Annotated in this window: 19 protein-coding genes; 18 read left to right on the forward strand and 1 reads right to left on the reverse strand. The window is 70.9% G+C overall.

The window, feature by feature from the left end; translation table 11 throughout:
* Positions 1–28: 28 nt before the first annotated feature.
* Positions 29–841, reverse strand: coding sequence for a peptidylprolyl isomerase (locus QRN30_RS14395; protein ID WP_284761258.1), 813 nt, complete (start codon positions 839–841; stop codon positions 29–31).
* A 129-nt stretch (positions 842–970) separates the two neighbouring features.
* Between QRN30_RS14395 and QRN30_RS14400 the strand changes: the two genes are divergently transcribed.
* The 18 genes from QRN30_RS14400 (at position 971) to carB (ending at position 22,308) form a co-directional block, all read left to right on the forward strand.
* A complete protein-coding gene (locus QRN30_RS14400; protein ID WP_082509432.1) occupies positions 971–2,323 on the forward strand; it encodes a replication-associated recombination protein A in 1,353 nt (450 codons plus the stop codon).
* A gap of 249 nt (positions 2,324–2,572) precedes the next feature.
* The gene (gene rpsD / locus QRN30_RS14405) at positions 2,573–3,202 is read left to right on the forward strand and encodes a 30S ribosomal protein S4 (protein ID WP_017887166.1); all 630 of its coding nucleotides are present in this window, start codon (positions 2,573–2,575) and stop codon (positions 3,200–3,202) included.
* 123 nt (positions 3,203–3,325) lie between these two features.
* Entirely contained in the window at positions 3,326–3,508 is a 183-nt protein-coding gene (locus tag QRN30_RS14410; protein ID WP_017887167.1) for a hypothetical protein, read from the forward strand.
* A gap of 60 nt (positions 3,509–3,568) precedes the next feature.
* The gene (gene alaS / locus QRN30_RS14415) at positions 3,569–6,226 is read left to right on the forward strand and encodes an alanine--tRNA ligase (RefSeq protein ID WP_284761259.1); all 2,658 of its coding nucleotides are present in this window, start codon (positions 3,569–3,571) and stop codon (positions 6,224–6,226) included.
* Positions 6,227–6,234: 8 nt separating this feature from the next.
* The gene (gene ruvX / locus QRN30_RS14420) at positions 6,235–6,678 is read left to right on the forward strand and encodes a Holliday junction resolvase RuvX (RefSeq protein WP_031259739.1); all 444 of its coding nucleotides are present in this window, start codon (positions 6,235–6,237) and stop codon (positions 6,676–6,678) included.
* A gap of 92 nt (positions 6,679–6,770) precedes the next feature.
* Complete coding sequence (gene mltG, locus QRN30_RS14425) at positions 6,771–8,351, forward strand: endolytic transglycosylase MltG (RefSeq protein ID WP_284761260.1); 1,581 nt, start codon at positions 6,771–6,773, stop codon at positions 8,349–8,351.
* A gap of 42 nt (positions 8,352–8,393) precedes the next feature.
* Positions 8,394–9,614 carry a chorismate synthase gene (gene aroC / locus QRN30_RS14430; RefSeq protein WP_031259741.1) on the forward strand — a complete coding sequence of 407 codons (1,221 nt, stop codon included), beginning with the start codon at positions 8,394–8,396 and terminating at the stop codon, positions 9,612–9,614.
* Positions 9,611–10,204, forward strand: a complete 594-nt coding sequence (locus QRN30_RS14435) for a shikimate kinase (RefSeq protein ID WP_284761261.1) — start codon at positions 9,611–9,613, stop codon at positions 10,202–10,204. The genes aroC and QRN30_RS14435 overlap by 4 nt, the downstream gene beginning before the upstream one ends.
* Positions 10,201–11,298, forward strand: a complete 1,098-nt coding sequence (aroB, locus tag QRN30_RS14440) for a 3-dehydroquinate synthase (RefSeq protein ID WP_284761262.1) — start codon at positions 10,201–10,203, stop codon at positions 11,296–11,298. The genes QRN30_RS14435 and aroB overlap by 4 nt, the downstream gene beginning before the upstream one ends.
* 178 nt (positions 11,299–11,476) lie before the next feature.
* Positions 11,477–13,168 (forward strand): ABC1 kinase family protein, encoded by a 1,692-nt coding sequence (locus QRN30_RS14445; RefSeq protein WP_017887174.1) that lies wholly within the window; start codon positions 11,477–11,479, stop codon positions 13,166–13,168.
* A gap of 110 nt (positions 13,169–13,278) precedes the next feature.
* Positions 13,279–13,842, forward strand: coding sequence for an elongation factor P (efp, locus tag QRN30_RS14450; protein ID WP_017887175.1), 564 nt, complete (start codon positions 13,279–13,281; stop codon positions 13,840–13,842).
* A gap of 11 nt (positions 13,843–13,853) precedes the next feature.
* Entirely contained in the window at positions 13,854–14,306 is a 453-nt protein-coding gene (nusB, locus tag QRN30_RS14455) for a transcription antitermination factor NusB (RefSeq protein WP_284761263.1), read from the forward strand.
* 24 nt (positions 14,307–14,330) lie between these two features.
* Positions 14,331–14,930: a bifunctional pyr operon transcriptional regulator/uracil phosphoribosyltransferase PyrR gene (gene pyrR, locus QRN30_RS14460; RefSeq protein WP_017887177.1), complete on the forward strand. Its 600-nt coding sequence runs from the start codon at positions 14,331–14,333 to the stop codon at positions 14,928–14,930.
* Positions 14,930–15,904, forward strand: coding sequence for an aspartate carbamoyltransferase catalytic subunit (locus tag QRN30_RS14465; protein ID WP_194590527.1), 975 nt, complete (start codon positions 14,930–14,932; stop codon positions 15,902–15,904). Before pyrR ends, QRN30_RS14465 begins: the two co-directional genes overlap by 1 nt.
* The gene (locus tag QRN30_RS14470; protein WP_056068790.1) at positions 15,901–17,259 is read left to right on the forward strand and encodes a dihydroorotase; all 1,359 of its coding nucleotides are present in this window, start codon (positions 15,901–15,903) and stop codon (positions 17,257–17,259) included. The genes QRN30_RS14465 and QRN30_RS14470 overlap by 4 nt, the downstream gene beginning before the upstream one ends.
* A complete protein-coding gene (locus QRN30_RS14475; protein ID WP_042540296.1) occupies positions 17,256–17,819 on the forward strand; it encodes a PH-like domain-containing protein in 564 nt (187 codons plus the stop codon). Before QRN30_RS14470 ends, QRN30_RS14475 begins: the two co-directional genes overlap by 4 nt.
* On the forward strand, positions 17,816–19,015 hold the full coding sequence (gene carA / locus QRN30_RS14480) for a glutamine-hydrolyzing carbamoyl-phosphate synthase small subunit (RefSeq protein WP_140448092.1): 1,200 nt from the start codon (positions 17,816–17,818) through the stop codon (positions 19,013–19,015). Before QRN30_RS14475 ends, carA begins: the two co-directional genes overlap by 4 nt.
* Positions 19,015–22,308, forward strand: coding sequence for a carbamoyl-phosphate synthase large subunit (gene carB / locus QRN30_RS14485; RefSeq protein ID WP_263136368.1), 3,294 nt, complete (start codon positions 19,015–19,017; stop codon positions 22,306–22,308). The genes carA and carB overlap by 1 nt, the downstream gene beginning before the upstream one ends.
* Positions 22,309–22,316 lie beyond the last annotated feature (8 nt).

Genomic DNA, 22,316 nt, shown 5'->3' on the forward strand with positions numbered 1-22,316 from the left:
CCGCCCGACCGGTGCGACGGGTTGTGGACTACTTCTGCTCCGCGATGGTCGCGTCGGTGATCTTCGTCGTCACCTTGGGCTCGCCGGTGCCGTCGCTGCCGGGGGACGCGATGCCCTTCGCAGCGATCTCCGACTCGAGCTCGGACAGGCCGCTCGTGACCTTCCCGACGACCGTGTAGCCGCCTGTGGAGCCGTCGAGCGTGGTGTCCCCGTAGACGATGAAGAACTGCGTCGACTGCGAGTAGGGGGAGTCCGACCGAGCGATCGCGATCGTGCCCTTCTCGTAGACGCCGTCCTTCGGCACGTTCTCGAGCGGGCCGTACTCGAAGCTCGCGTCGCCGGTACCGTCGCCGTTCGCGGATCCGCACTGCAGGAACTTCAGACCGGCGCTGTCGGCGAGTCGGTGGCACGTGGTGCCGTTGTAGAACTGGTCGCGGATCAACGAGATCTCGGCACTCGCGGCCTGCGGTGCCTTCGCCCCGTCGAGCTCGATGCCGAGGTCGATGCTCTTGTTGAGCGTGAGCGTGCCCGTCCAGGTCGCGCCCTTCGCGATCGACTTGCTCGGCACGTCGCCGGTGTTGCCGGCCGTCGCACTGGCCGACGGCGTCGCCGTGGACGACGCGGAGGTGCTCGGTGTCGGGGCGTCCGACCCCCGCGACCCGGCGAAGGCGAGCTGCGACCCGGTGGCGAGGGCCGCGACGAGGACGAGGGTGCCTGCACCGATCAGGTTGTCGCGCACACGGCGGCTGCGCTGCCGCTCGTGCAGGCCCTGACGGGCTTGGTAGAGGCGGAGCCGCTCGCGCGCCTCACGGTTGTCACGCGCTGGGTTCTTCGGTGCCACGGTGCTGGTCTGCCCTCTCGTCGCAGTGTGCAACGAGCGTAGCCGAACGGTCACCGCCACCGGCTCGGAGGCGCGGCGTGCGTCGGTGGTGCGGCTTACGATTGCAGGATGGCAGCGGATCGTTCGGGCATGCACGCGCCCACCACGGGTGGTCGCGCCGGTCTCGCGCAGGGTTCCGTCCCGCTCGCCGTCCGGATGCGACCGACCAGCCTCGACGAGGTCGCCGGCCAGCAGCACCTGCTCGGGCGGGGCTCACCCCTCGTGCAGCTCGCCACCGGCACGCGTGACAACCCCGGCGGGGTCTCCGTGATCCTCTGGGGTCCGCCCGGCACCGGGAAGACCACGCTGGCGCAGGCCATCGCACGCCAGTCCGGCCGCGAGTTCGTCGAGCTCTCCGCCGTGACCGCCGGCGTGAAGGACGTTCGCGAGGTCATGGAGAAGGCACTGACCCACCGCGACCTGTACGGGTCGACCACGGTGCTGTTCCTCGACGAGATCCACCGCTTCAGCAAGGCCCAGCAGGACGCCCTGCTGCCCGGCGTCGAGAACGGGTGGGTGATCCTGATCGCAGCCACCACCGAGAACCCGTCGTTCTCGGTCATCTCGCCGCTGCTCTCCCGCTCGCTGCTCCTGACGCTCAAACCACTCACCGATCCCGACCTCGGCATGCTCGTCGACCGTGCGGTCGAGGACCCCCGGGGCCTCGGCGGCGCCGTCGTCCTGGGCGACGAAGCCCGCAGTTCGATCATCCGGCTCGCCTCCGGTGACGCCCGACGCGCCCTCACCGCGCTCGAGGCCGCGGCGGCATCGGCCACCGCGGCGCAGGACGACGACGACGACACCGTGCCCGTCGTCGACGCCGACACCGTCGCCGCCGCCGTCGACCGGGCCCTGCTCCGCTACGACCGACAGGGCGACGAGCACTACGACGTCATCAGCGCGTTCATCAAGTCGGTACGGGGGAGCGACGTCGACGCAGCCTTGCACTACCTCGCCCGCATGATCGAGGCCGGCGAGGACTCCCGGTTCATCGCGCGGCGGATCATCATCTCCGCGTCCGAGGACATCGGCATGGCCGACCCGCAGGCGCTGTCCATCGCGGTCGCCGCGGCGCAGGCCGTCCAGCTCATCGGCATGCCCGAGGGTCGCATCCCCCTGGCCGAGGCGGTCGTCTACCTGGCGACGGCACCGAAGTCGAACGCCGCCTACAACGGGGTGAACCAGGCGATGTCCGACGTCAAGGCGGGGCGGATGGGCACGGTGCCGATGCACCTGCGCGACGCGCACTACGCCGGGGCGAAGCGACTCGGGCACGGCAAGGGGTACGTCTACTCGCACGACGCCGAGCACGGGGTCGCCGAGCAGCAGTACCTGCCGGACGCCCTCGAGGGCACCGAGTACTACACCCCGACGGCCAACGGGTACGAGCGAGAGGTCGGGCCGCGGCTCGAACGACTCCGGAAGATCACACGCGGTCACTAGTGTCGGTGCTTCTGCGCCGGGCTGGATGCTGCTAGCATTGCCGGGCCTACGTCCTGGTCCTCGAGCACGGCTGCGTCGAGGACAGAGTGCCACTCCGGTGGTACGGGGGCAGAGGTTCGGGCTGTAGCCGTCCGATCCCACAGGCTCATCCCTCTGGATCCCGTCGTCGGGACCGAGCACGTGCTGCACCACTGAGCGTGCTGTTGGAGTGCCCGGCGAGTATTCAGTTCGAACAGAGAAAAGGACCCTGTGTCTACCAAGTCACGTACCCGCAGCAAGACCCGCCTGTCGCGCGCGCTCGGCATCCCGCTGACGCCGAAGGCGGCCCGTTACCTCGAGAAGCGCCCCTACGGGCCCGGTGAGCACGGCCGTACGCGCCGTCGTGCGGACAGCGACTACGCCGTCCGTCTCCGTGAGAAGCAGCGTCTGCGCGCCCAGTACGGCATCCGCGAGAAGCAGCTCCGCATCGTCTTCGAAGAGGCCCGCAAGACGAAGGGCCTGACCGGTGAGAACCTGGTCGAGCTCCTCGAGCAGCGCCTCGACGCCCTCGTGGTCCGTGCCGGGTTCGCCCGCACCACCGCGCAGGCCCGTCAGCTGATCGTGCACCGTCACATCCTCGTCGACGGCAAGCTCGTCGACCGCCCCTCCTTCCGCGTCAAGGAGGGCCAGCTGATCCACGTCAAGGCGAAGTCCGAGTCGATGGAGCCCTTCCAGGTCGCCGCTGCCGGTGGCCACCAGGAAGTCCTCCCGAAGGTCCCGGGCTACCTCGAGGTCGAGATCGAGAAGCTCCAGGCCCGCCTCGTGCGTCGCCCGAAGCGCGCCGAGGTCCCCGTGACCTGTGAAGTGCAGCTCGTCGTCGAGTACTACGCAGCTCGCTGATCCACTGAACACACCCGAACGGCGGGTCGTCCTCTCGAGGGCGACCCGCCGTTCGGCGTTCCGGCACCGGCGGCTAAGCTTGTCCGGGCATGCACCGCCCGGGTGCACAGAGGGAGAGGCACCGTGAAGCAGCTGTTCTTCGTCGCCGTCGGCATCGTCATCGGCTTCGCCGTCGCACACCGGGTCGCCCAGACCTCCGGTGGCGCCCGGCTCTTCGCCGAGGTGAACGCCAAGACGAAGGCCTTCACGGGTGCCGTCGCGGACGGCTACCGATCGCGCGACGCCGAGCTCCGCACGGACGTCTGAGCGCTCCGCTTCGAGCTGTCACGACTCTCCTCCACCCACGACCTGAACCCAGGAAGCACCATGCAGACCGCAGAGATCCGCCGCCGTTGGCTCCAGTACTTCGGTGACCGCGGCCACACCGTCGTCCCGTCCGCGTCCCTCGTCTCCGACGACCCGTCGCTCCTCTTCACGGTCGCCGGCATGGTGCCGTTCATCCCGTACCTGACCGGGCTCATCCCGGCGCCGTTCCCGCGGGCGACGAGCGTGCAGAAGTGCATCCGGACGAACGACATCGAAGAGGTCGGCAAGACCCCTCGCCACGGCACGTTCTTCCAGATGAACGGGAACTTCTCGTTCGGCGACTACTTCAAGGAGCAGGCGATCCAGTTCGCCTGGGAGTTCCTCACCAAGTCGGAGACCGACGGGGGGCTCGGCTTCTCGCCCGACGACCTCTGGGTCACCGTCTACGAAGAGGACGACGAGGCGATCGCCTTCTGGAAGCAGCACTCGTCGCTGCCCGACGAGCGGATCCAGCGTCTGGGCAAGGACACGAACTACTGGTCGACCGGGCAGCCCGGACCCGCGGGTCCCTGCTCCGAGATCTTCTTCGACCGCGGCCCCGACCACGGCATCGACGGCGGCCCGGCCACCGACGACGACCGCTACGTCGAGATCTGGAACCTCGTCTTCATGCAGTACCAGATCGCCGACGTGCGGTCGAAGTACGACTTCGAGATCACGGGCGAACTGCCGAACAAGAACATCGACACCGGCATGGGGCTCGAGCGCGTCGCCTTCATCAAGCAGGGCGTCGACAACATGTACGAGATCGACCAGGTGCGCCCGGTGCTCGACCGCGCGGCCGAGATCTCCGGCCGTCGCTACGGTGCCGTGCACGAGGACGACGTGCGCATGCGTGTCATCGCCGACCACGTCCGTTCCTCGCTGATGCTCATCGCCGACGGCGTGAGCCCGTCGAACGAGGGCCGCGGGTACATCCTCCGTCGCCTGCTCCGCCGGACCGTGCGCGCCATGCGCCTGCTCGGCGTCGAGGCCGCCACGTTCCCCGAGCTCTTCCCGGCGTCCCGCGACGCCATGCGCGACGCCTACCCCGAGGTGGCGTCCGACTACGACCGGATCTCCCGCATCGCCTACGCGGAAGAGGAGACCTTCCTCCGCACCCTGGCGCAGGGCACGACCATCCTCGACGTCGCGGTCGAGCGCGCGAAGCAGGACGGTGCCCCGTCGATCGGCGGCGACACGGCGTTCCTGCTGCACGACACCTTCGGGTTCCCCATCGACCTGACGATGGAGATGGCCGAGGAAGCCGGCGTGCACGTCGACCGCACGGCCTTCGAGACCCTGATGTCCGAGCAGCGCGCCCGGGCGAAGGCCGACGCGAAGAGCAAGAAGACCGCGATCGCCGACCTGAGCGTCTACAGCGCGTTCCGGGCGAAGGGCGAGACGACCTTCCTGGGCTACGACGCACTCGAGACCGAGACGCGCGTGCTCGGCATCATCGTGGACGGCGTCAGCGTCGACCGCGCGGTGGTGGGCGACATCGCCGAGGTCATCCTCGGCGAGACCTCGCTGTACGCCGAGTCCGGCGGCCAGGACGCCGACCAGGGCTCGATCGTCGGCAACGGGTTCGACCTCGAGGTCCTCGACGTCCAGCGACCGGTCTCCGGGCTCTGGAGCCACACCGTGCAGGTCCGCTCCGGCGAGGTCGGGGTCGGCGACGCCGCGAGCACCGTCGTCGATGCCGAGTACCGCCGTGGCGCGACCCAGGCGCACTCCGCGACGCACCTGGTGAACGCGGCGCTCCGCGACATCCTGGGGCCGGAGGCGCTGCAGGCCGGTTCGTACAACAAGTCCGGCTACATGCGCCTCGACTTCTCGTGGTCGCAGCCCGTGTCGCTCGAGACCCGCTCCGAGATCGAGGAGGTCGTGAACACCGCGATCCGCACCGACCTCGAGGTGTCCACGCGCATCCTGCCCATCGACGAGGCGAAGGCGCTCGGCGCGCAGGCCCTGTTCGGTGAGAAGTACGGCGCCGAGGTCCGCATGGTCGACATCGGCGGTCCGTGGTCCCGCGAGCTCTGCGGTGGCACCCACGTGGCCTCGAGTGCACAGATCGGACTGGTCAACCTGGTGGGGGAGTCGAGCGTCGGTTCGACGAACCGCCGCGTCGAAGCGCTGGTCGGGCTCGAGGGGTTCCGCGACCTCGCCGTCGAGCGCACGATCGTGTCGCAGCTCTCCAGCGCGCTCAAGGCACCTCGTGCCGACCTGCCGGCCCGCGTGCAGAACCTGATGGAGGACCTGCGGAGCGCCCAGAAGAAGCTCGCCGAGTACGAGTCGGCGAACCTGCAGCAGCGCGTGCCCGCCATCGCCCGCAACGCCACGACCGTCGGTGCCACCACCGTGGTCGCCGAGTCGGTCGACGGACTGCAGTCCGGCGACGACCTGCGCTCGCTCGCCACCGGTGTGCGGGGCCAGCTCGGTGACGGTGCTGCCGTCGTCGTGCTCGGGGCGGTCGTCGGTGGCAAGCCGATCGTGATCGTCGCGACCAACGACGCCGCTCGTGCTGCGGGCGTGCAGGCGGGCCCCCTGGCGAAGGAGGCCGCCGGCGTGCTCGGTGGCGGTGGCGGTGGCAAGCCGGACCTGGCGCAGGGCGGCGGGACCGACGCGGCCGCGCTCCCCGCGGCGCTCCGTGCCGTGACCGCACGGCTCGCGGGCTGACCGTGGGCATCCGGTCCGGGCGGCGGCTCGGCGTCGACGTCGGGCGCGCCCGGATCGGGGTCGCGGTGTGCGACCGTGACGGCCTGCTGGCGACGCCGGTCGAGACCGTCCGTCGCGACGACTCGAAGGACCTCCGGCGCATCCTCGAGCTCGCGGACGAGTACGACGTCGTCGAGGTCGTGGTCGGTCTGCCCCTGTCGATGTCGGGCGCGGACACCGCCTCGACCGAGGACGCCCGCGTGTTCGCCGCCCGGATCGCAGCGCGTCGTCCGGTGCGCCTGGTGGACGAACGACTGTCGACGGTGACCGCCCAGCGCGGGCTGCACCAGGCCGGCAAGAACACGAAGAAGTCCCGGGCCGTGATCGACCAAGCAGCCGCTGTTATCATTCTGCAACACGCGCTCGACCACGAGCGCAGTGCAGGTGCCCCTCCGGGCACCACGCTTCCCTGACAGGGCTGCCCGGTACCGCGCAAGGGTGCTCCCGTCGTCAGTCCGCGGACGACGGTGCCCAGGTGGAGTTCCCGACCGAGAGACCGAGGACGTTGGCAGACGATCTGGACTGGAACGCGATCATCGCGCCCGGCAACGACGCCGAGCGGCGGAAGGCGACTTCCGACCGCACGACAGGCACCGATGACCGCGACGACGCTGGTCGGGTGACCCCACCACCCGCGCCTCCGATGTCCCGACGCGAAGCCCGCGCACTCGAGGCCGAACGAGCCCGCGTCGCCGGCTCACCCGCCCCGGAGCCCACCGACGAGCCGCAGGCCCCCGAGCCGGCCGACGATGCTCCGGCGACCACGCGCGACGAACGCCCGGCGTCTCCCGCCGACGCACCGATCGCCACCAGCCCCGACGAGCTGCACCCCGAGGTCGCAGCACTCCTGACCGGCGAACTGCCGACCGGGTCCGCGGCGACCGCCGCGGGCGGCGGGTCCGGTGCCGACGGGACGGACCACGGCGACGCGACCGGCGGCGGTGGCGCCGCGGGAGGCGGCGGACGCGGGGGACGAGGCGGCAGAGGACGCTCCTCCAGGCAGCCGCGCGACCCGCGACCGAAGCGTCGACGCGGACCGCTCGTCGCCGGGCTCGTGATCGTCGCGGTGGTGCTGGCCGCGGGTGTCGGGGCCTACACGTTCGCCGCCCCGAAGATCCAGCAGCTGATCGGCGCGATCAGCGGTGCGCAGGAGCCCGACGACTACACCGGTGACGGCACCTCGAAGGTGACCATCACCATCAAGCAGGGGGACATCGGCGAGAACGTCGCCGCGACGTTGCAGCGCAGCGGCGTCGTCAAGGACTCGAAGGTGTTCTACAAGCTCCTGCTCGCCTCGCCGGACGTGCAGTTCCAGCCCGGTTCGTACGCGCTGAAGAAGCAGATGAGCTCGAAGTCCGCGCTGGCCGCCCTGCAGGACAAGGACAACCGGGTCCAGGCGTCGATCATCATCCCCGAGGGCACCGCGCTGGCCGACATCGAGGCCGGCATGGTCTCGAAGGCCGGCCTGACGAAGAAGCAGGTCGACGCGGCCGCGAAGGACCTGTCGGCGTACGACCTGCCGGCAGGCGTCACGACGCTCGAGGGCTGGCTCTTCCCCGCGACCTACCCGATCAACCCGGGCTGGTCCGCCGAACAGTACTTCAAGTCGATGGTCGACACGATGAAGGAGCACCTCGCCGCCGCCGGCGTCAAGGAGGCCGACCAGGAGCGCACCATCGTCTTCGCGTCGCTGGTGCAGAAGGAAGCCGGGCTCGCGGCCGACTACCCGAAGGTCGCGCGGGTGTTCCAGAACCGGCTCGACCAGGGCATGAAGCTCCAGTCCGACGCCACGGTCGCGTACGGCACGGGCAACACGCACACCGTGACCACGACCGACGAGGAGCGCGCGGACGCCTCGAACGAGTACAACACCTACGTGCACGAGGGGCTGCCGCCCGCACCGATCTCGAACCCGGGTGACGTCGCGATCAAGGCGGTCACGGCTCCGGCCGCGGGCAAGTGGCTGTACTTCGTGACGGTCGACCTGGAGTCGGGCAAGACGGTCTTCTCGGACACCTACGACCAGCACCTGGTCGCGGTCGACCAGTTCCAGGCCTGGCTGCGGGCGCACCCCGACTACCAGTAGGCGCCGACGTCGCACGGACGAACGCTGTGGGAGGATTGCCGCATGCTTCGTTGGTTGACCGCTGGTGAGTCCCACGGACCCGAACTGATCGCCATGCTCGAGGGCCTGCCCGCGGGTGTCCCGGTGTCGTTCGAGTCCATCCGTGCCGACCTCGCACGCCGCAAGCTCGGCTACGGCCGCGGCTCGCGGATGAAGTTCGAGCAGGACGAGCTGCACGTGTCCGGCGGCGTCCGACACGGTTACTCGCTCGGCAGCCCCATCGCGATCCGCATCGGCAACACCGAGTGGCCGAAGTGGGTCGAGGTCATGAACCCCGAGCCGATCGAGTCCACCGAGATGTCCCGCGGCCGGAGCGCCCCGCTCACCCGACCGCGTCCGGGTCACGCCGACCTGGTCGGCATGCAGAAGTACGGCTTCGACGAGGCCCGCCCGGTCCTGGAGCGTGCGAGCGCCCGTGAGACCGCGGCACGCGTGGCGCTCGGAGCCGTCGCGAAGTCCTTCCTGGCCGAACTCGGCATCCGTTCGGTGGCGCACACGCTGCAGGTCGGGACGGTCCGGGTGCCGGACGGCACCGACCTGCCGCTGCCCGACGACGTGGACCGCCTCGACGAGGACCAGCTGCGCTGCTTCGACGCCGAGACCTCCGCGCGCATGGTCACCGAGGTCGAGGCCGCCAAGAAGGACGGCGACACCCTCGGCGGTGTCGTCGAGGTGCTGTTCTACGGTGTTCCGCCCGGCCTCGGCTCGCACGTCCACTGGGACCGCCGGCTCGACGCCCGCCTCGCCGCGGCGATCATGGGCATCCAGGCCATCAAGGGTGTCGAGGTCGGCGACGGCTTCGCGACCGCCGGTCGCCGTGGCTCCGCGGCCCACGACGAGCTGTACCGCGAGGACGGCGAGATCTACCGCACGAGCGACCGTGCCGGTGGGACCGAGGGTGGGATGTCCACGGGCACCGTGCTGCGCGTCCGAGCCGGCATGAAGCCGATCGCCACGATCCCGCACGCCCTGCACACGGTGGACGTCGTCTCCGGTGAGGACGCCGCGGCGCACCACCAGCGCTCGGACGTCTGCGCCGTGCCGGCTGCGGGGGTCGTCGCCGAGGCGATGGTGGCCCTGGTGCTCGCCGACGCGGTGCTCGAGAAGTTCGGCGGCGACAACGTCGTCGAGACCAAGCGCAACCTCGACGCCTACCTGGCCGCGATCCCGGAGACCCTGCGCACGCGCCGGACCGAGCCCTCGGCGACCTCGACCGACCTGTGAGCACCGACGTCCGATGCGCCGATGCGCCCGTGGTCGTCATCGGCCCGATGGGTGCCGGCAAGTCGAGCGTCGGCAAGCGGGTGGCGAAGGCCCTCGGCGTGCCGTTCACGGACACCGACCGGGCCATCGTCCGCGAGCACGGACCGATCCCCGGCATCTTCGCCGACCGCGGTGAGCCGGCGTTCCGTGCGCTCGAGGCCGAAGCCGTCCGGGCAGCGCTGTCCACGGGCGGCGTCGTCGCCGTCGGCGGGGGAGCCGTCACCCACGCGGACACCCGGCGGGCCCTGACCGGAGCGCGCATCGTCCTGCTCACCGTCTCGCCCGAGGCCGTCGCCGAGCGCATCGCCGGGTCCGACCGGCCGTTGCTGGCGAACGGTGGGATCGACGCCTGGCAGACGATCATGGACGAGCGAGCGGCCACCTACGCCGAACTCGCGCACGTCGTGGTCGACACGTCCCGACGGCCGATGTCCCGTGTGGTCGACGACGTCGTCACGTGGGTGCGCAGCGACGCTGGCACGAACGCCGCGCCCAGCAGCACGACCAGCAGCACGACCAGCAGCACCACCAGCACCGAAGGAGCACCGTGACCGAGTCGACCCTGCCCGCCGGGACCACCGAGATCCGGGTGGGCGGTGACGACGGCTACACGGTGGCCGTCGGCACGGACCTGCTCGGCACCCTGCCCGGGATCCTGGGCCCGCGTGTCGCGAAGGTCCTGATCGTGCACTCGCCGACGCTCGGCGCCCGGGCGAACGAGCTCCGAGCGCTCCTGGTCGAAGCAGGCCTCGAGGCCCTGATCGCCGAGGTCCCCGACGCCGAAGGCGCCAAGCGTGTCGAGGTCGCGGCGTTCTGCTGGCAGATTATGGGGCAGGCCGACTTCACCCGCACCGACGCGGTCATCGGCCTGGGCGGCGGTGCCGTCACCGACCTCGCCGGCTTCGTCGCCGCGACGTGGCTGCGCGGTGTCGCGTACGTGTCCGTCCCGACGAGCGTGCTCGGCATGGTGGACGCCAGCGTCGGCGGCAAGACGGGCATCAACACGAACGAGGGCAAGAACCTGGTCGGCGCCTTCTCCGCCCCCCGCGCCGTCGTCGTGGACCTCGACCTCGCCCGCACCCTGCCGCGCAACGAGATCCTGACCGGGTTCGCCGAGATCGTGAAGGCCGGGTTCATCGCCGTGCCCGAGATCCTGGACATCGTCGAGGCCGACGTCGCCCGGGTGACCGACCCGACGACGCCGGAGTTCCGCCGGGTCGTCGAGCTCGCCATCGCGCTCAAGGCCGAGGTCGTGTCGGACGACTTCACCGAGCAGGGCCGACGCGAGATCCTGAACTACGGGCACACCCTGGGGCACGCGATCGAGCACGCCGAGCGGTACCAGTGGCGCCACGGTGCGGCGGTGTCGGTCGGCATGGTGTTCGCCGCCGAACTCGCCCGGCTGACCGGACACCTGGACGACGCCACGGTCGACCGTCACCGGACGATCCTGGAGTCGCTCGAGCTGCCGACCTCGTACGGCGTCGGACGGTGGCAGGGGCTGCTCGCCACCATGCGTCGCGACAAGAAGGCCCGTGCCGGCATGCTGCGGTTCATCATCCTGGACGGCGTCGGCAAACCCGTCGTGCTCGAGGGCCCCGAGGACCACCTGCTCTTCACCGCCTACCAGGAGGTCGGCGTCTAGCCTGCTCGGTCAGCGCAGGACCCGACGAATCCACTGCAGAGACCGAGCCCCGCGCCGGGCCCGCGCGGACCTGTGGAAGCCGCGCCGGGCCTCCAGACTGTGGAGGAGGATGGGGCGACGTGGCGGACGGCACCACCCGCACGCGGCGGACCCAGCAGCGGGGAGCAGACTGACGGGCGTGCCCACCCCACCCCGACTGAGCGACCTCTCCGGCCCGCGCGACGCCGACACCGGCACGCTGCGCTCCCGGGGCCGGCGTTTCACCGAACTCCTCTCGATCGCCCGCCGACACCACCTGGTCCCCTTCCGCCGCCTCGACTTCTCGCACGACCCGGCGACCTCGGACCTGCGTCGCGACCAGGCCGAGCACCTGCGCCGCGCGCTCGAGGAAGCCGGCGGCGGGTTCGTGAAGATGGGCCAGCTGCTCTCCACGCGCGACGACCTGCTGCCCGAGGAGTGGACCGAGGGACTCGCGCACCTCCAGCGGAACGTCACGGCGGCGCCGGCGGACGAGGTCCGTGCGCTGCTCGAGCAGGAGCTCGGTGCGCCGGTCGACCAGGTCTTCGCCACGTTCGACCCGGTGCCGGTGGCGGCGGCGTCGATCGCGCAGGTGCACCGCGCCCGGCTGCCCGACGGCACCGCGGTCGCCGTGAAGGTGCAGCGGCCGGGCATCGACGCCGCCGTGCGCCGCGACGTCGACATCGCCCTGCGGGTCGTCCGGTTCATGGCCAGGTGGTCGACCGAGGCGCGACAGGTCGGCGTGCAGGACATCGCCGGCCAGTACGCGGACGACCTGATCCGTCAGGTGGACTTCGTGTCCGAGCTGCGGAACCTCACTGCGCTGCGTGCGGCCCAGGCCCGCAGCGCGCGTCCGGACGAGGTCCGGTTCCCGGACCCGTACCCGGACCTGTCCGGCCGGCGTGTGCTGGTGATGGAGTTCCTGGAGGGCGACACGCTCAGCGCGATCCGCGCCGAGCGCTCCGAGCGCGACCTCGACGCGCCGATGCGCGCGATCCTCCGCGCCTTCCTGCGCCAGGTCGTCTTCGACGGCCTGTACCACGCGGACCTGCACCCGGGGAACGTCCTGGTGCTGCCCGACGGGCGGCCCGCGTTGATCGACTTCGGATCGGTCGGGAGGCTCGACCCGGGTCTCCGGGACACGGTCCAGGACCTGTTGGCCGCCTACCTGCAGGACGACACGTCGCGGATCGCCGATGCGGTCCTGCGGATGGCGCCCGTGCGCGATGCGCACGACGAGCCCGACTTCCGTCGGGACATCGCCCGCTTCGTCGCGGACGAGCTCGGTCCGGGGGCACGCATCGGCGTCGACACCGTGGACGACGCGGTCGAGGTCTTCGGGCGGTACCGGTTGAAGCCGCCGCCGGACTTCGTCGCTGCGGCGCGTGCCCTGGCGATCTTCGAGGGCACACTCCGCACGCTCGCACCGTCGTTCGACCTGCTCGAGGAGTCCCGCGGACTCGCCCGGGAGCAGATCACCGACCAACTCCGGCCGGGCAAGCTCCGCGACCTGGCGGCGAAGGAGCTGCTCGGGGTCGTGTCCGCGGCCCGTCGGTTGCCGCGCCGGGTGGACCGCATCGGCGAGGCGATCGAGACCGGCCGGTTCACGGTGAACATCCGGCTCTTCGCGGACAGCCGCGACCGGCAGCTCGTGTCCGGCATGATCCGGCGCATCCTGCTCGTGCTGCTCGGGGCCGGGGCAGGGGTCCTGGCGATCGTGTACCTGTCGTTGCCGGCGCGGCCGACGGCGACCCTGTCCACCGGGGTCGCGGGTGCGTTGCTCGGGGGAGCGGCGGTGGTGCTGCTCGCCTGGGCGGCGATCGACGCCTGGCTCGCCCGACGACGGCGCTGAGCGCGACGGGCACCGCTCCGGCCGCCGGGCGGGCGTCCGCTACACTCGTCCGGGGCCGTCCGCGGCCCGAGGACACTTCACAACACGACCGAACGGGACACCGACGACTCATGGCCAGTACCACAGACATCAAGAACGGCGCCGTTCTCATCATCGACGGCCAGCTGTGGTCGGTCGTCGAGTTCCAGCACGTCAAGCCGGGCAAGGGCGGCGCGTTCGTCCGCACCAAGCTGAAGAACGTCGTCTCCGGCAAGGTCGTCGACCGCACGTTCAACGCCGGCGCGAAGATCGACACCGCCGTCGTCGACCGTCGTGACTACCAGTTCCTCTACGAGGACGGCGACTCCTACGTGTTCATGGACACCGACACGTACGACCAGATCCCGGTCTCCGCGACCGTGGTCGGCGACGCCAAGAACTACCTGCTCGAGTCCGCGATGGTCACCATCGCCATGAACGAGGGCAACCCGCTGTACGTCGAGCTCCCGACGTCGATCGTCACCGAGGTCGAGACCGAGCCCGGCCTGCAGGGTGACCGTTCGTCCGGTGGCACCAAGGACGCGACCATCATCGCGACCGGTCACCGCATCCAGGTCCCGCTGTACCTGGAGAGCGGCACCCTGGTGAAGATCGACACGCGCGACGGCAGCTTCCTCGGCCGCGTCAACTCCTAGGCGCTGACCGTATGAGTGCTCGTTCGAAGGCCCGCAAGCGCGCCCTCGACATGCTGTACGTCGCCGAGGTGCGCGAGCTGCCGATCGCGGACGTGCTCGCCACCGAGACGGTCCGGCACCTGGACCAGCCGGAGCGTGCCTCCAGCTGGGACTACGCCCGGCAGATCGTCACGGGTGTCGACGACGCCCGTCACGAGGTCGACGCCGTGATCGTCGACCACGCCCAGGGCTGGTCGATCGCCCGGATGCCGGTCCTCGACCGCTGCATCCTGCGGATGGCCGTCTGGGAGCTCCGGTTCAACCCCGAGGTCCCCGACGCCGTCGCGATCGCCGAGGCGGTCGAGCTCGCGCAGTCGCTGTCCACCGAGGACTCTGCCGGCTTCGTCAACGGCGTGCTCGGGGCCGTCGCCGGCGGTCGTGCACCGTCTGGTCGGACGGTCGCAGGAGACCAGGAGTCCCGGTAGGGTTGGCCACGTCAGCATCCTTTAATGCCGTCCAGTGAGGCGGGGAAGGGGGTCGACGTGGGAACCAGAACGGTCCTGCAACAGCCCGACATCACGCGTGCCCTGACACGCATCGCGCACGAGATCCTCGAAGCCAACCACGGGGGCTCGGACCTCGTGCTCCTCGGCATCCCCACCCGCGGCGCCGTCCTGGCGGAACGCCTCGGCCGGATCCTGGCCGGCATCGAGCCGGAGTGGTCCTCGGCGGCCGGTGGCATCGGGACGGAGCGTGTCGGCACGCTCGACGTCACCATGCACCGGGACGACCTCGGCCACGGCATCGGTCGCGCGCCGCACCGGACGGTCATCCCCGCCGGTGGCATCGACGGCAAGGTCGTCGTGCTCGTCGACGACGTGCTGTACTCCGGCCGTACCGTCCGCGCCGCGCTCGACGCGCTGCAGGGCATCGGTCGGCCGCGTGCCGTCCGGCTCGCCGTGCTCGTCGACCGCGGCCACCGCGAACTGCCGATCCGCGCGGACCACGTCGGCAAGAACCTGCCCACGGCGTCCGACGAGCGGGTCACGCTGCACCTGGCCGAGACCGACGGCGACGACACCGTGTTCATCGAGCAGGGGGTGGCGTGATGCGGCACCTGCTCTCCACCGCCGACCTGTCCCGCGACCAGGCCGTCCACATCCTCGACGTCGCCGAGGAGATGGCCGAGGTCAACACGCGCGAGGTCCGGAAGCTCCCGGCCCTGCGTGGCAAGACCGTGGTGAACCTGTTCTTCGAGGACTCCACGCGCACGCGCATCTCGTTCGAGGCCGCCGCGAAGCGCCTGTCCGCCGACGTCCTGAACTTCGCCGCGAAGGGCTCGAGCGTCTCGAAGGGCGAATCCCTGAAGGACACCGTGCAGACCCTCGGCGCGATGGGCATCGACGGCATCGTCATGCGCCACGGCGCGTCCGGCGCCCCGCGGGTGCTCGCCGACGCCGACTGGATCGACGTGCCGGTGGTCAACGCCGGCGACGGCACCCACGAGCACCCGACGCAGGCGCTGCTCGACGCCTTCACGATGCGCCGCCGCCTGCACGGCACCGGTTCGCGCGGCCAGGGCCTCGACGGCGTGCGGGTCCTGATCATCGGCGACGTCCTGCACAGCCGTGTCGCCCGCTCGAACGCCTGGCTGCTCCGCACCCTCGGCGCGAGCGTGACCTTCGCCGCGCCACCGACCCTGCTGCCCGCCACGACGACACCGTTCGGCGCCGCGGTGCACCACGACCTCGACACCGCCCTGGCCGAGGACCCGGACGTCGTCATGACGCTCCGCATCCAGCAGGAACGCATGAACGACGCCTTCTTCCCGAACCCGCGCGAGTACACGCGGCACTGGGGCCTGACGGCGGCGCGCTTCGGACGGCTGTCCGAGCGCACGCTGATCATGCACCCCGGTCCGATGAACCGCGGACTCGAGATCGCCGGCGTCGCCGCCGACGACCCCCGCTCGACCGTCGTCGAGCAGGTCGAGAACGGCGTCTCGGTCCGGATGGCCGTCCTCTACCTCGCCCTGACGGGCAACGCCGGCAACGGCACCGACGCGAAGGAGTCCGCCGCATGACCGCTCACCTGATCCGTGGCGCGCAGCTGGTCGACGGCTCGCGTGCCGACATCCGTCTGGAGGGCCGGCGCATCACCGCGATCGGGTCCGGTCTCGACGCGGCCGGCGCCACCACCGTGGACGCGGACGGGCTCATCGCCCTGCCCGGTCTCGTGGACCTCCACACCCACCTGCGCGAGCCCGGCCACGAGGAGTCCGAGACGGTCCTCACCGGCTCGCGTGCCGCGGCCGCCGGCGGCTTCACCGCCGTGAACGCGATGGCGAACTCGAGCCCCGTCGCCGACACCGCGGGCGTCGTCGAGCAGGTGCAGGCGCTCGGCGACGACGCCGGGTACGTCACGGTCCGCCCGATCGGCGCCGTGTCGCAGGGGCTGCAGGGCACGCACCTGTCCGAGATCGGTGCGATGGCGACCTCGCGGGCGAAGGTCCGGGTGTTCTCGGACGACGGCTCCTGCGTGGCCGACCCGCTGCTCATGCGCCGCGCACTCGAGTACATCAAGGGGTTCGGCGGGGTGCTCGCGCAGCACGCCCAGGAGCCACGCCTGACCATCGGCGCGCAGATGAACGAGGGCCGGCTGTCCTCCGAGCTCGGCCTCGCCGGGTGGCCCGCCGTCGCGGAAGAAGCGATCATCGCCCGCGACGTCCTGCTCGCCGACCACGTCGGGGCGCGGCTGCACGTCTGCCACGTCTCGACGGCCGGCAGCGTCGAGGTGATCCGCTGGGCGAAGTCCCGTGGCATCGACGTCACGGCCGAGGTCACGCCGCACCACCTGGTGCTCACCGAGGACCTCATCGCCGGGCACGACGGCGCCCCCGGGTACGACGCCCGCTACAAGGTGAACCCGCCCCTCCGCGCCCGGGAGGACGTCGAGGCGCTCCGCGCGGCCCTGGCCGACGGCACCATCGACATCGTCGCGACCGACCACGCACCGCACACCGCCGAGGCGAAGTGCTGCGAGTGGCCCGCCGCCGCGAACGGCATGGTCGGTCTCGAGTCGGCGCTGAGCGTGGTGCAGTCCGCCGTGGTCGACGACGGCCGGCTCGACTGGGCCGACGTCGCCCGGGTGCTGTCCGAGGCGCCGGCGCGGATCGGTCAGGTCGAGGGGCACGGGCAGCGCATCGCCGAGGGCGCGCCCGCCGAGATCACGCTCTACGACCCGTCGGCCAGCCGTGAGTTCGCGGTCACCGACCTCGCCGGCCAGTCGCAGAACTCGCCGTACCTCGGCATGACCCTGCCGGGCCGGGTCGTCGCGACCTTCCACCAGGGGTACGCGACGGTGCTCGACGGCCGGGTCGTCGACGCGGACACGATCGCGGCGCACGCCGCGGCGCTCCGGACAGGGGCGCGCGCATGAGCGGCGACACGCAGCGCTGGCTCCTCGGCGCGGTGATCCTGCTCGCGGTCGCCGCCCTGTTCGTCGCGATGGCGCGCACCTGGCGGACGCGGACCAGGAAGCAGGCGGAAGCCGTGCCTCCGGTCCGGGTGCCGGCCGACCTGGCACCGGCGGTCGGGTCGTGGGACGGGTTCACCGTCGCGACGACCCGCGCCGACCAGCCGTTGGAACGCATCACCGCAGGCGGCCTCGGGTTCCGCGGCCGCGGCGGGGTGACGGTCCACGCGACCGGCGTGGTGATGCGCCTCGCCGGTACCGACGACCGCTGGATCGCGCGCGACGCGGTCCGCGGCGCCGACCGCTCCACGTGGGCCATCGACCGCGTGGTCGAACCCGGGGGACTAGTCCGTCTGCGATGGACGGCGACCGGCGCCGCAGGTGCGACGGACCTGGACACCTACTTCCGGTTCCCGGAGGGCGACGCAGCCGCGCTGCACGCCCTGCAGGGACTGACCGAGACCGGGCCGCAGGCGACTGCGGCCGATGCTCCGCGAACCGCGGGCGAAGGGAAGAAAGCATGACACGCGAACGGGCCGTCCTGGTCCTCGAAGACGGCACCCGGTACGACGGCTGGGCCTACGGCGCCCGTGGGCGCACGCTCGGCGAGGTGGTCTTCGCGACCGGCATGACCGGCTACCAGGAGACGCTGACCGACCCCTCCTACGCCGGGCAGATCGTGGTGCAGACCGCGCCGCACATCGGCAACACGGGGGTGAACGACGAGGACCCCGAGTCCCGTCGCATCTGGGTCGCCGGGTACGTGGTGCGCGACCCCAGCCGCGTGGTGTCGAACCACCGCGCGAACGCCACGCTCGACGACCACCTGGTGCGCGACGGCATCGTCGGCATCGCAGGGATCGACACCCGCGCCCTCACCCGCCGCATCCGTGACGCCGGTGCCATGAAGGGCGGCGTCTTCAGCGGCGCCGACGCGGCACTGCCGGAGTCGGAGCAGCTGGACGCCGTGCGGTCGCAGGCCACCATGGCGGGCGCGAGCTTCTCGTCGCTGGTGTCCACCCCGGAGACGTACGTGGTGCCGGCCGAAGGTGAGCAGATCGGCACCCTGGCCGTCCTCGACCTCGGTGTGAAGGCGTCGACCACCCGGTACCTCGCCGCCCGCGGCTTCGAGGTGCACGTCGTGCCGCAGGACATCTCCGCCGAGGAGCTGGAAGCCCTCGCACCGGATGCCCTCTTCTACTCGAACGGCCCCGGTGACCCCGCCGCCTCGGACGCGCAGGTCGAACTGCTGCAGGGCAGCCTGCGCACCGGCCGGCCGTTCTTCGGCATCTGCTTCGGCAACCAGCTGCTCGGCCGTGCCCTGGGCTTCGGCACCTACAAGCTGCCCTTCGGCCACCGCGGCATCAACCAGCCGGTGCTCGACACGACCACGGGCAAGGTCGAGATCACGAGCCAGAACCACGGCTTCGCGGTCGACGCGCCCCTGGGCGAGGTCATCGAGTCGCCGGCCGGGTTCGGTCGGGTCGAGGTCTCGCACTACTCGCTGAACGACGACGTGGTCGAGGGTCTCCGAGCGCTCGACGTGCCGGCGTTCAGCGTGCAGTACCACCCCGAGGCCGCCGCCGGGCCGCACGACAGCATGTACCTCTTCGACCGGTTCGCGGACATGGTGCGCGAGCGTCGCGACGGTGAGCCGCTCGACGCGGCCACCGCCGACGCCACGACCCCCGCAGCAGACATCACCAAGGAAGCGAACTGATGCCCAAGCGCGCAGACATCAACTCCGTCCTCGTCATCGGTTCCGGCCCGATCGTCATCGGTCAGGCCGCCGAGTTCGACTACTCCGGCACCCAGGCGTGCCGCGTCCTCCGGGCCGAGGGCGTCCGGGTCATCCTGGTCAACCCGAACCCGGCGACGATCATGACCGACCCCGACTTCGCCGACGCGACCTACATCGAGCCGATCACGAACGCGTCGCTCGAGGAGATCATCCGCATCGAGAAGCCGGACGCCGTCCTGCCGACCCTCGGTGGTCAGACGGCCCTGAACGCGGCCATCGCGCTCGACGAGGCCGGCATCCTCGCCAAGCACGGCGTCGAGCTCATCGGCGCCAAGGTCGAGGCGATCCAGCGCGGCGAGGACCGCCAGCTCTTCAAGGAGCTCGTGCTCGAGTCCGGTGCCGACGTCGCCCGCAGCCACATCGCGCACACGCTCGAAGAAGCGAAGGAGTTCGCGAAGGACCTCGGGTACCCGCTGGTCGTCCGCCCGTCCTTCACCATGGGCGGCCTCGGCTCGGGCTTCGCCTACAACGAGGCCGAACTCGTCCGCTTCGTCGGCGACGGGCTGCAGTCCAGCCCGACGACCGAGGTCCTGCTCGAGGAGTCCATCCTCGGCTGGAAGGAGTACGAGCTCGAGCTGATGCGCGACAACTACGACAACACGGTCGTCATCTGCTCCATCGAGAACGTCGACCCGGTCGGTGTCCACACCGGTGACTCGATCACGGTCGCCCCCGCGCTGACCCTGACCGACCGTGAGTACCAGAACATGCGGAACATCGGCATCGACATCATCCGTCGCGTCGGCGTCGACACCGGTGGCTGCAACATCCAGTTCGCCGTCGACCCGTCCAACGGCCGCGTCATCGTCATCGAGATGAACCCCCGCGTGTCCCGCTCGTCGGCCCTGGCGTCGAAGGCCACGGGGTTCCCGATCGCGAAGATCGCCGCGAAGCTCGCGATCGGCTACCGGCTCGACGAGATCGAGAACGACATCACGAAGGTCACCCCGGCGAGCTTCGAGCCGACGCTCGACTACGTGGTCGTGAAGACCCCGCGGTTCGCGTTCGAGAAGTTCCCGGCCGCCGACGCCACCCTGACCACCACTATGAAGAGCGTCGGCGAGGCGATGGCCATCGGCCGGAACTACGCCACGGCGCTGCAGAAGTCGCTGCGCTCGCTCGAGAAGCGCGGGTCGAGCTTCCACTGGGACACCCCGGCGTCCGAGCTCGACAAGGACGCCCTGCTGGCGAAGTCGTCGATCCCGACCGACGGCCGCATCGTCACGGTCCAGCAGGCCCTGGTCGCGGGTGCCACCGCGGACGAGGTCTTCGAGGCCACCAAGATCGACCCCTGGTTCATCGACCAGATCGTGCTCATCAACGAGGTCGCGGACGAGGTCCGTGCCGCGGACACCCTCGACGCGGACACGATGCGCTGGGCGAAGGAGCACGGCTTCAGCGACACCCAGATCGCGAGCCTGCGCAGCACGGACGCGGCACCGGTCTCCGAGCAGCAGGTCCGTGACGAGCGGCACGCCCAGGGCATCCGACCGGTCTTCAAGACGGTCGACACCTGCGCCGGCGAGTTCCCCGCCCTGACGCCGTACCACTACTCGTCGTACGACACCGAGACCGAGATCACGCCGAGCGACCGCAAGAAGGTCGTCATCCTCGGTTCCGGCCCGAACCGCATCGGGCAGGGCGTCGAGTTCGACTACTCGTGCGTGCACGCGTCCTTCGCGCTGAGCGCCGCCGGGTTCGAGACGATCATGATCAACTGCAACCCCGAGACCGTGTCGACCGACTACGACACCTCGGACCGCCTGTACTTCGAGCCGCTCACGGCCGAGGACGTCCTCGAGGTCATCGAGGCCGAGGCGGCGTCCGGCGAACTCGTCGGCGTCGTCGTGCAGCTCGGTGGTCAGACCGCCCTGGGCCTGGCGAAGCCGCTCGAGGCCGCCGGGATCCCGATCCTCGGCACCAGCCCCACCGCGATCGACTCGGCCGAGGAGCGCGGGCAGTTCTCCGCCATCCTCGACGCGGCCGGGCTGCTCGCACCGCGGAACGGCACGGCCCACGACCTGACGAGCGCCACCACGGTCGCCGAGGAGATCGGGTACCCGGTCCTCGTCCGCCCGTCGTTCGTGCTCGGCGGCCGCGGCATGGAGATCCTCTACGACTCCCCGTCGCTCGCGGACTACTTCGACCGGATGGCCGACCAGGCGATCATCGGCCCGGAGCTCCCGCTGCTGGTGGACCGGTTCCTCGACGACGCGGTGGAGATCGACGTCGACGCGCTCTTCGACGGCGAGCGGCTCTACATCGGCGGCATCATGGAGCACCTCGAAGAGGCCGGCATCCACTCCGGCGACTCGGCGTGCACCCTGCCCCCGGTCGGTCTCGGCCGCGCGGAGATCCAGGGCGTCGTCGACGCGACCGAGAAGATCGCCCGCGGCATCGGCGTGCAGGGCCTGCTCAACGTCCAGTTCGCCATCGGCGCCGGCGTGCTCTACGTCCTCGAGGCGAACCCGCGCGCCAGCCGCACGGTGCCCTTCGTCTCGAAGGCGCTCGGCATCCCGCTGGCCAAGGCCGCGTCCCGCATCATGACCGGCACCACGGTCGCCGAGCTCGTCGCCGAGGGCATGCTGCCCGAGCGTGACGGTGCGTTCGTGCCCGCGCAGTCGCCGGTCGCCGTCAAGGAAGCCGTGCTGCCCTTCCGTCGCTTCCGCACCCGCGAGGGCCAGGTCGTCGACTCGGTGCTCAGCCCCGAGATGCGCTCCACCGGCGAGGTCATGGGCATCGACCGCGACTTCCCGCGGGCCTTCCTCAAGTCGCAGGACGCCGCGTACGGCGGCCTGCCGACCAGCGGCACGGTCTTCGTGAGCGTCGCCGACACCGACAAGCGCGCGATCGTTCTGCCGGTGCACCGCCTGCAGCAGCTCGGCTTCACGATCATCGCGACCGAGGGCACGGCGGAGATCCTCCGGCGCAACGGCATCGAGGTCGGCATCGTCGGCAAGTACAGCCAGGGTGGCGAGAGCGTCGTCGACCTGCTGGCCACCGGCGAGGTCGACATCGTCATCAACACGCCGTCCGGTGCTGCCGGTCGTGCGGACGGGTACGAGATCCGTGCGGCCACGGTCGCGGCGGACAAGCCGCTGTTCACGACGATCGCGCAGATCGGGGCGGCCGTCGCGGCGATCGAGACGATCGGTTCGCCGCTCAACGTCCGCAGCCTGCAGGACTACGCGCTCGAGCGCGCCACCTGGTGACGGCTGCC

This window comes from Curtobacterium sp. MEB011 (genome assembly GCF_030209655.1).
Lineage (GTDB): Bacteria > Actinomycetota > Actinomycetes > Actinomycetales > Microbacteriaceae > Curtobacterium > Curtobacterium poinsettiae.

Bases quoted from the DNA above. Each gene is read 5' to 3' on its own strand.
- QRN30_RS14400 (WP_082509432.1), top strand. From the start codon at position 971: ATGCACGCGCCCACCACGGGTGGTCGCGCCGGTCTCGCGCAGGGTTCC.
- carA (WP_140448092.1), top strand. From the start codon at position 17,816: ATGACACGCGAACGGGCCGTCCTGGTCCTCGAAGACGGCACCCGGTAC.
- nusB (WP_284761263.1), top strand. From the start codon at position 13,854: ATGAGTGCTCGTTCGAAGGCCCGCAAGCGCGCCCTCGACATGCTGTAC.
- carB (WP_263136368.1), top strand. From the start codon at position 19,015: ATGCCCAAGCGCGCAGACATCAACTCCGTCCTCGTCATCGGTTCCGGC.
- alaS (WP_284761259.1), top strand. From the start codon at position 3,569: ATGCAGACCGCAGAGATCCGCCGCCGTTGGCTCCAGTACTTCGGTGAC.
- QRN30_RS14475 (WP_042540296.1), top strand. From the start codon at position 17,256: ATGAGCGGCGACACGCAGCGCTGGCTCCTCGGCGCGGTGATCCTGCTC.
- efp (WP_017887175.1), top strand. From the start codon at position 13,279: ATGGCCAGTACCACAGACATCAAGAACGGCGCCGTTCTCATCATCGAC.
- QRN30_RS14465 (WP_194590527.1), top strand. From the start codon at position 14,930: ATGCGGCACCTGCTCTCCACCGCCGACCTGTCCCGCGACCAGGCCGTC.
- QRN30_RS14470 (WP_056068790.1), top strand. From the start codon at position 15,901: ATGACCGCTCACCTGATCCGTGGCGCGCAGCTGGTCGACGGCTCGCGT.
- aroC (WP_031259741.1), top strand. From the start codon at position 8,394: ATGCTTCGTTGGTTGACCGCTGGTGAGTCCCACGGACCCGAACTGATC.
- pyrR (WP_017887177.1), top strand. From the start codon at position 14,331: ATGCCGTCCAGTGAGGCGGGGAAGGGGGTCGACGTGGGAACCAGAACG.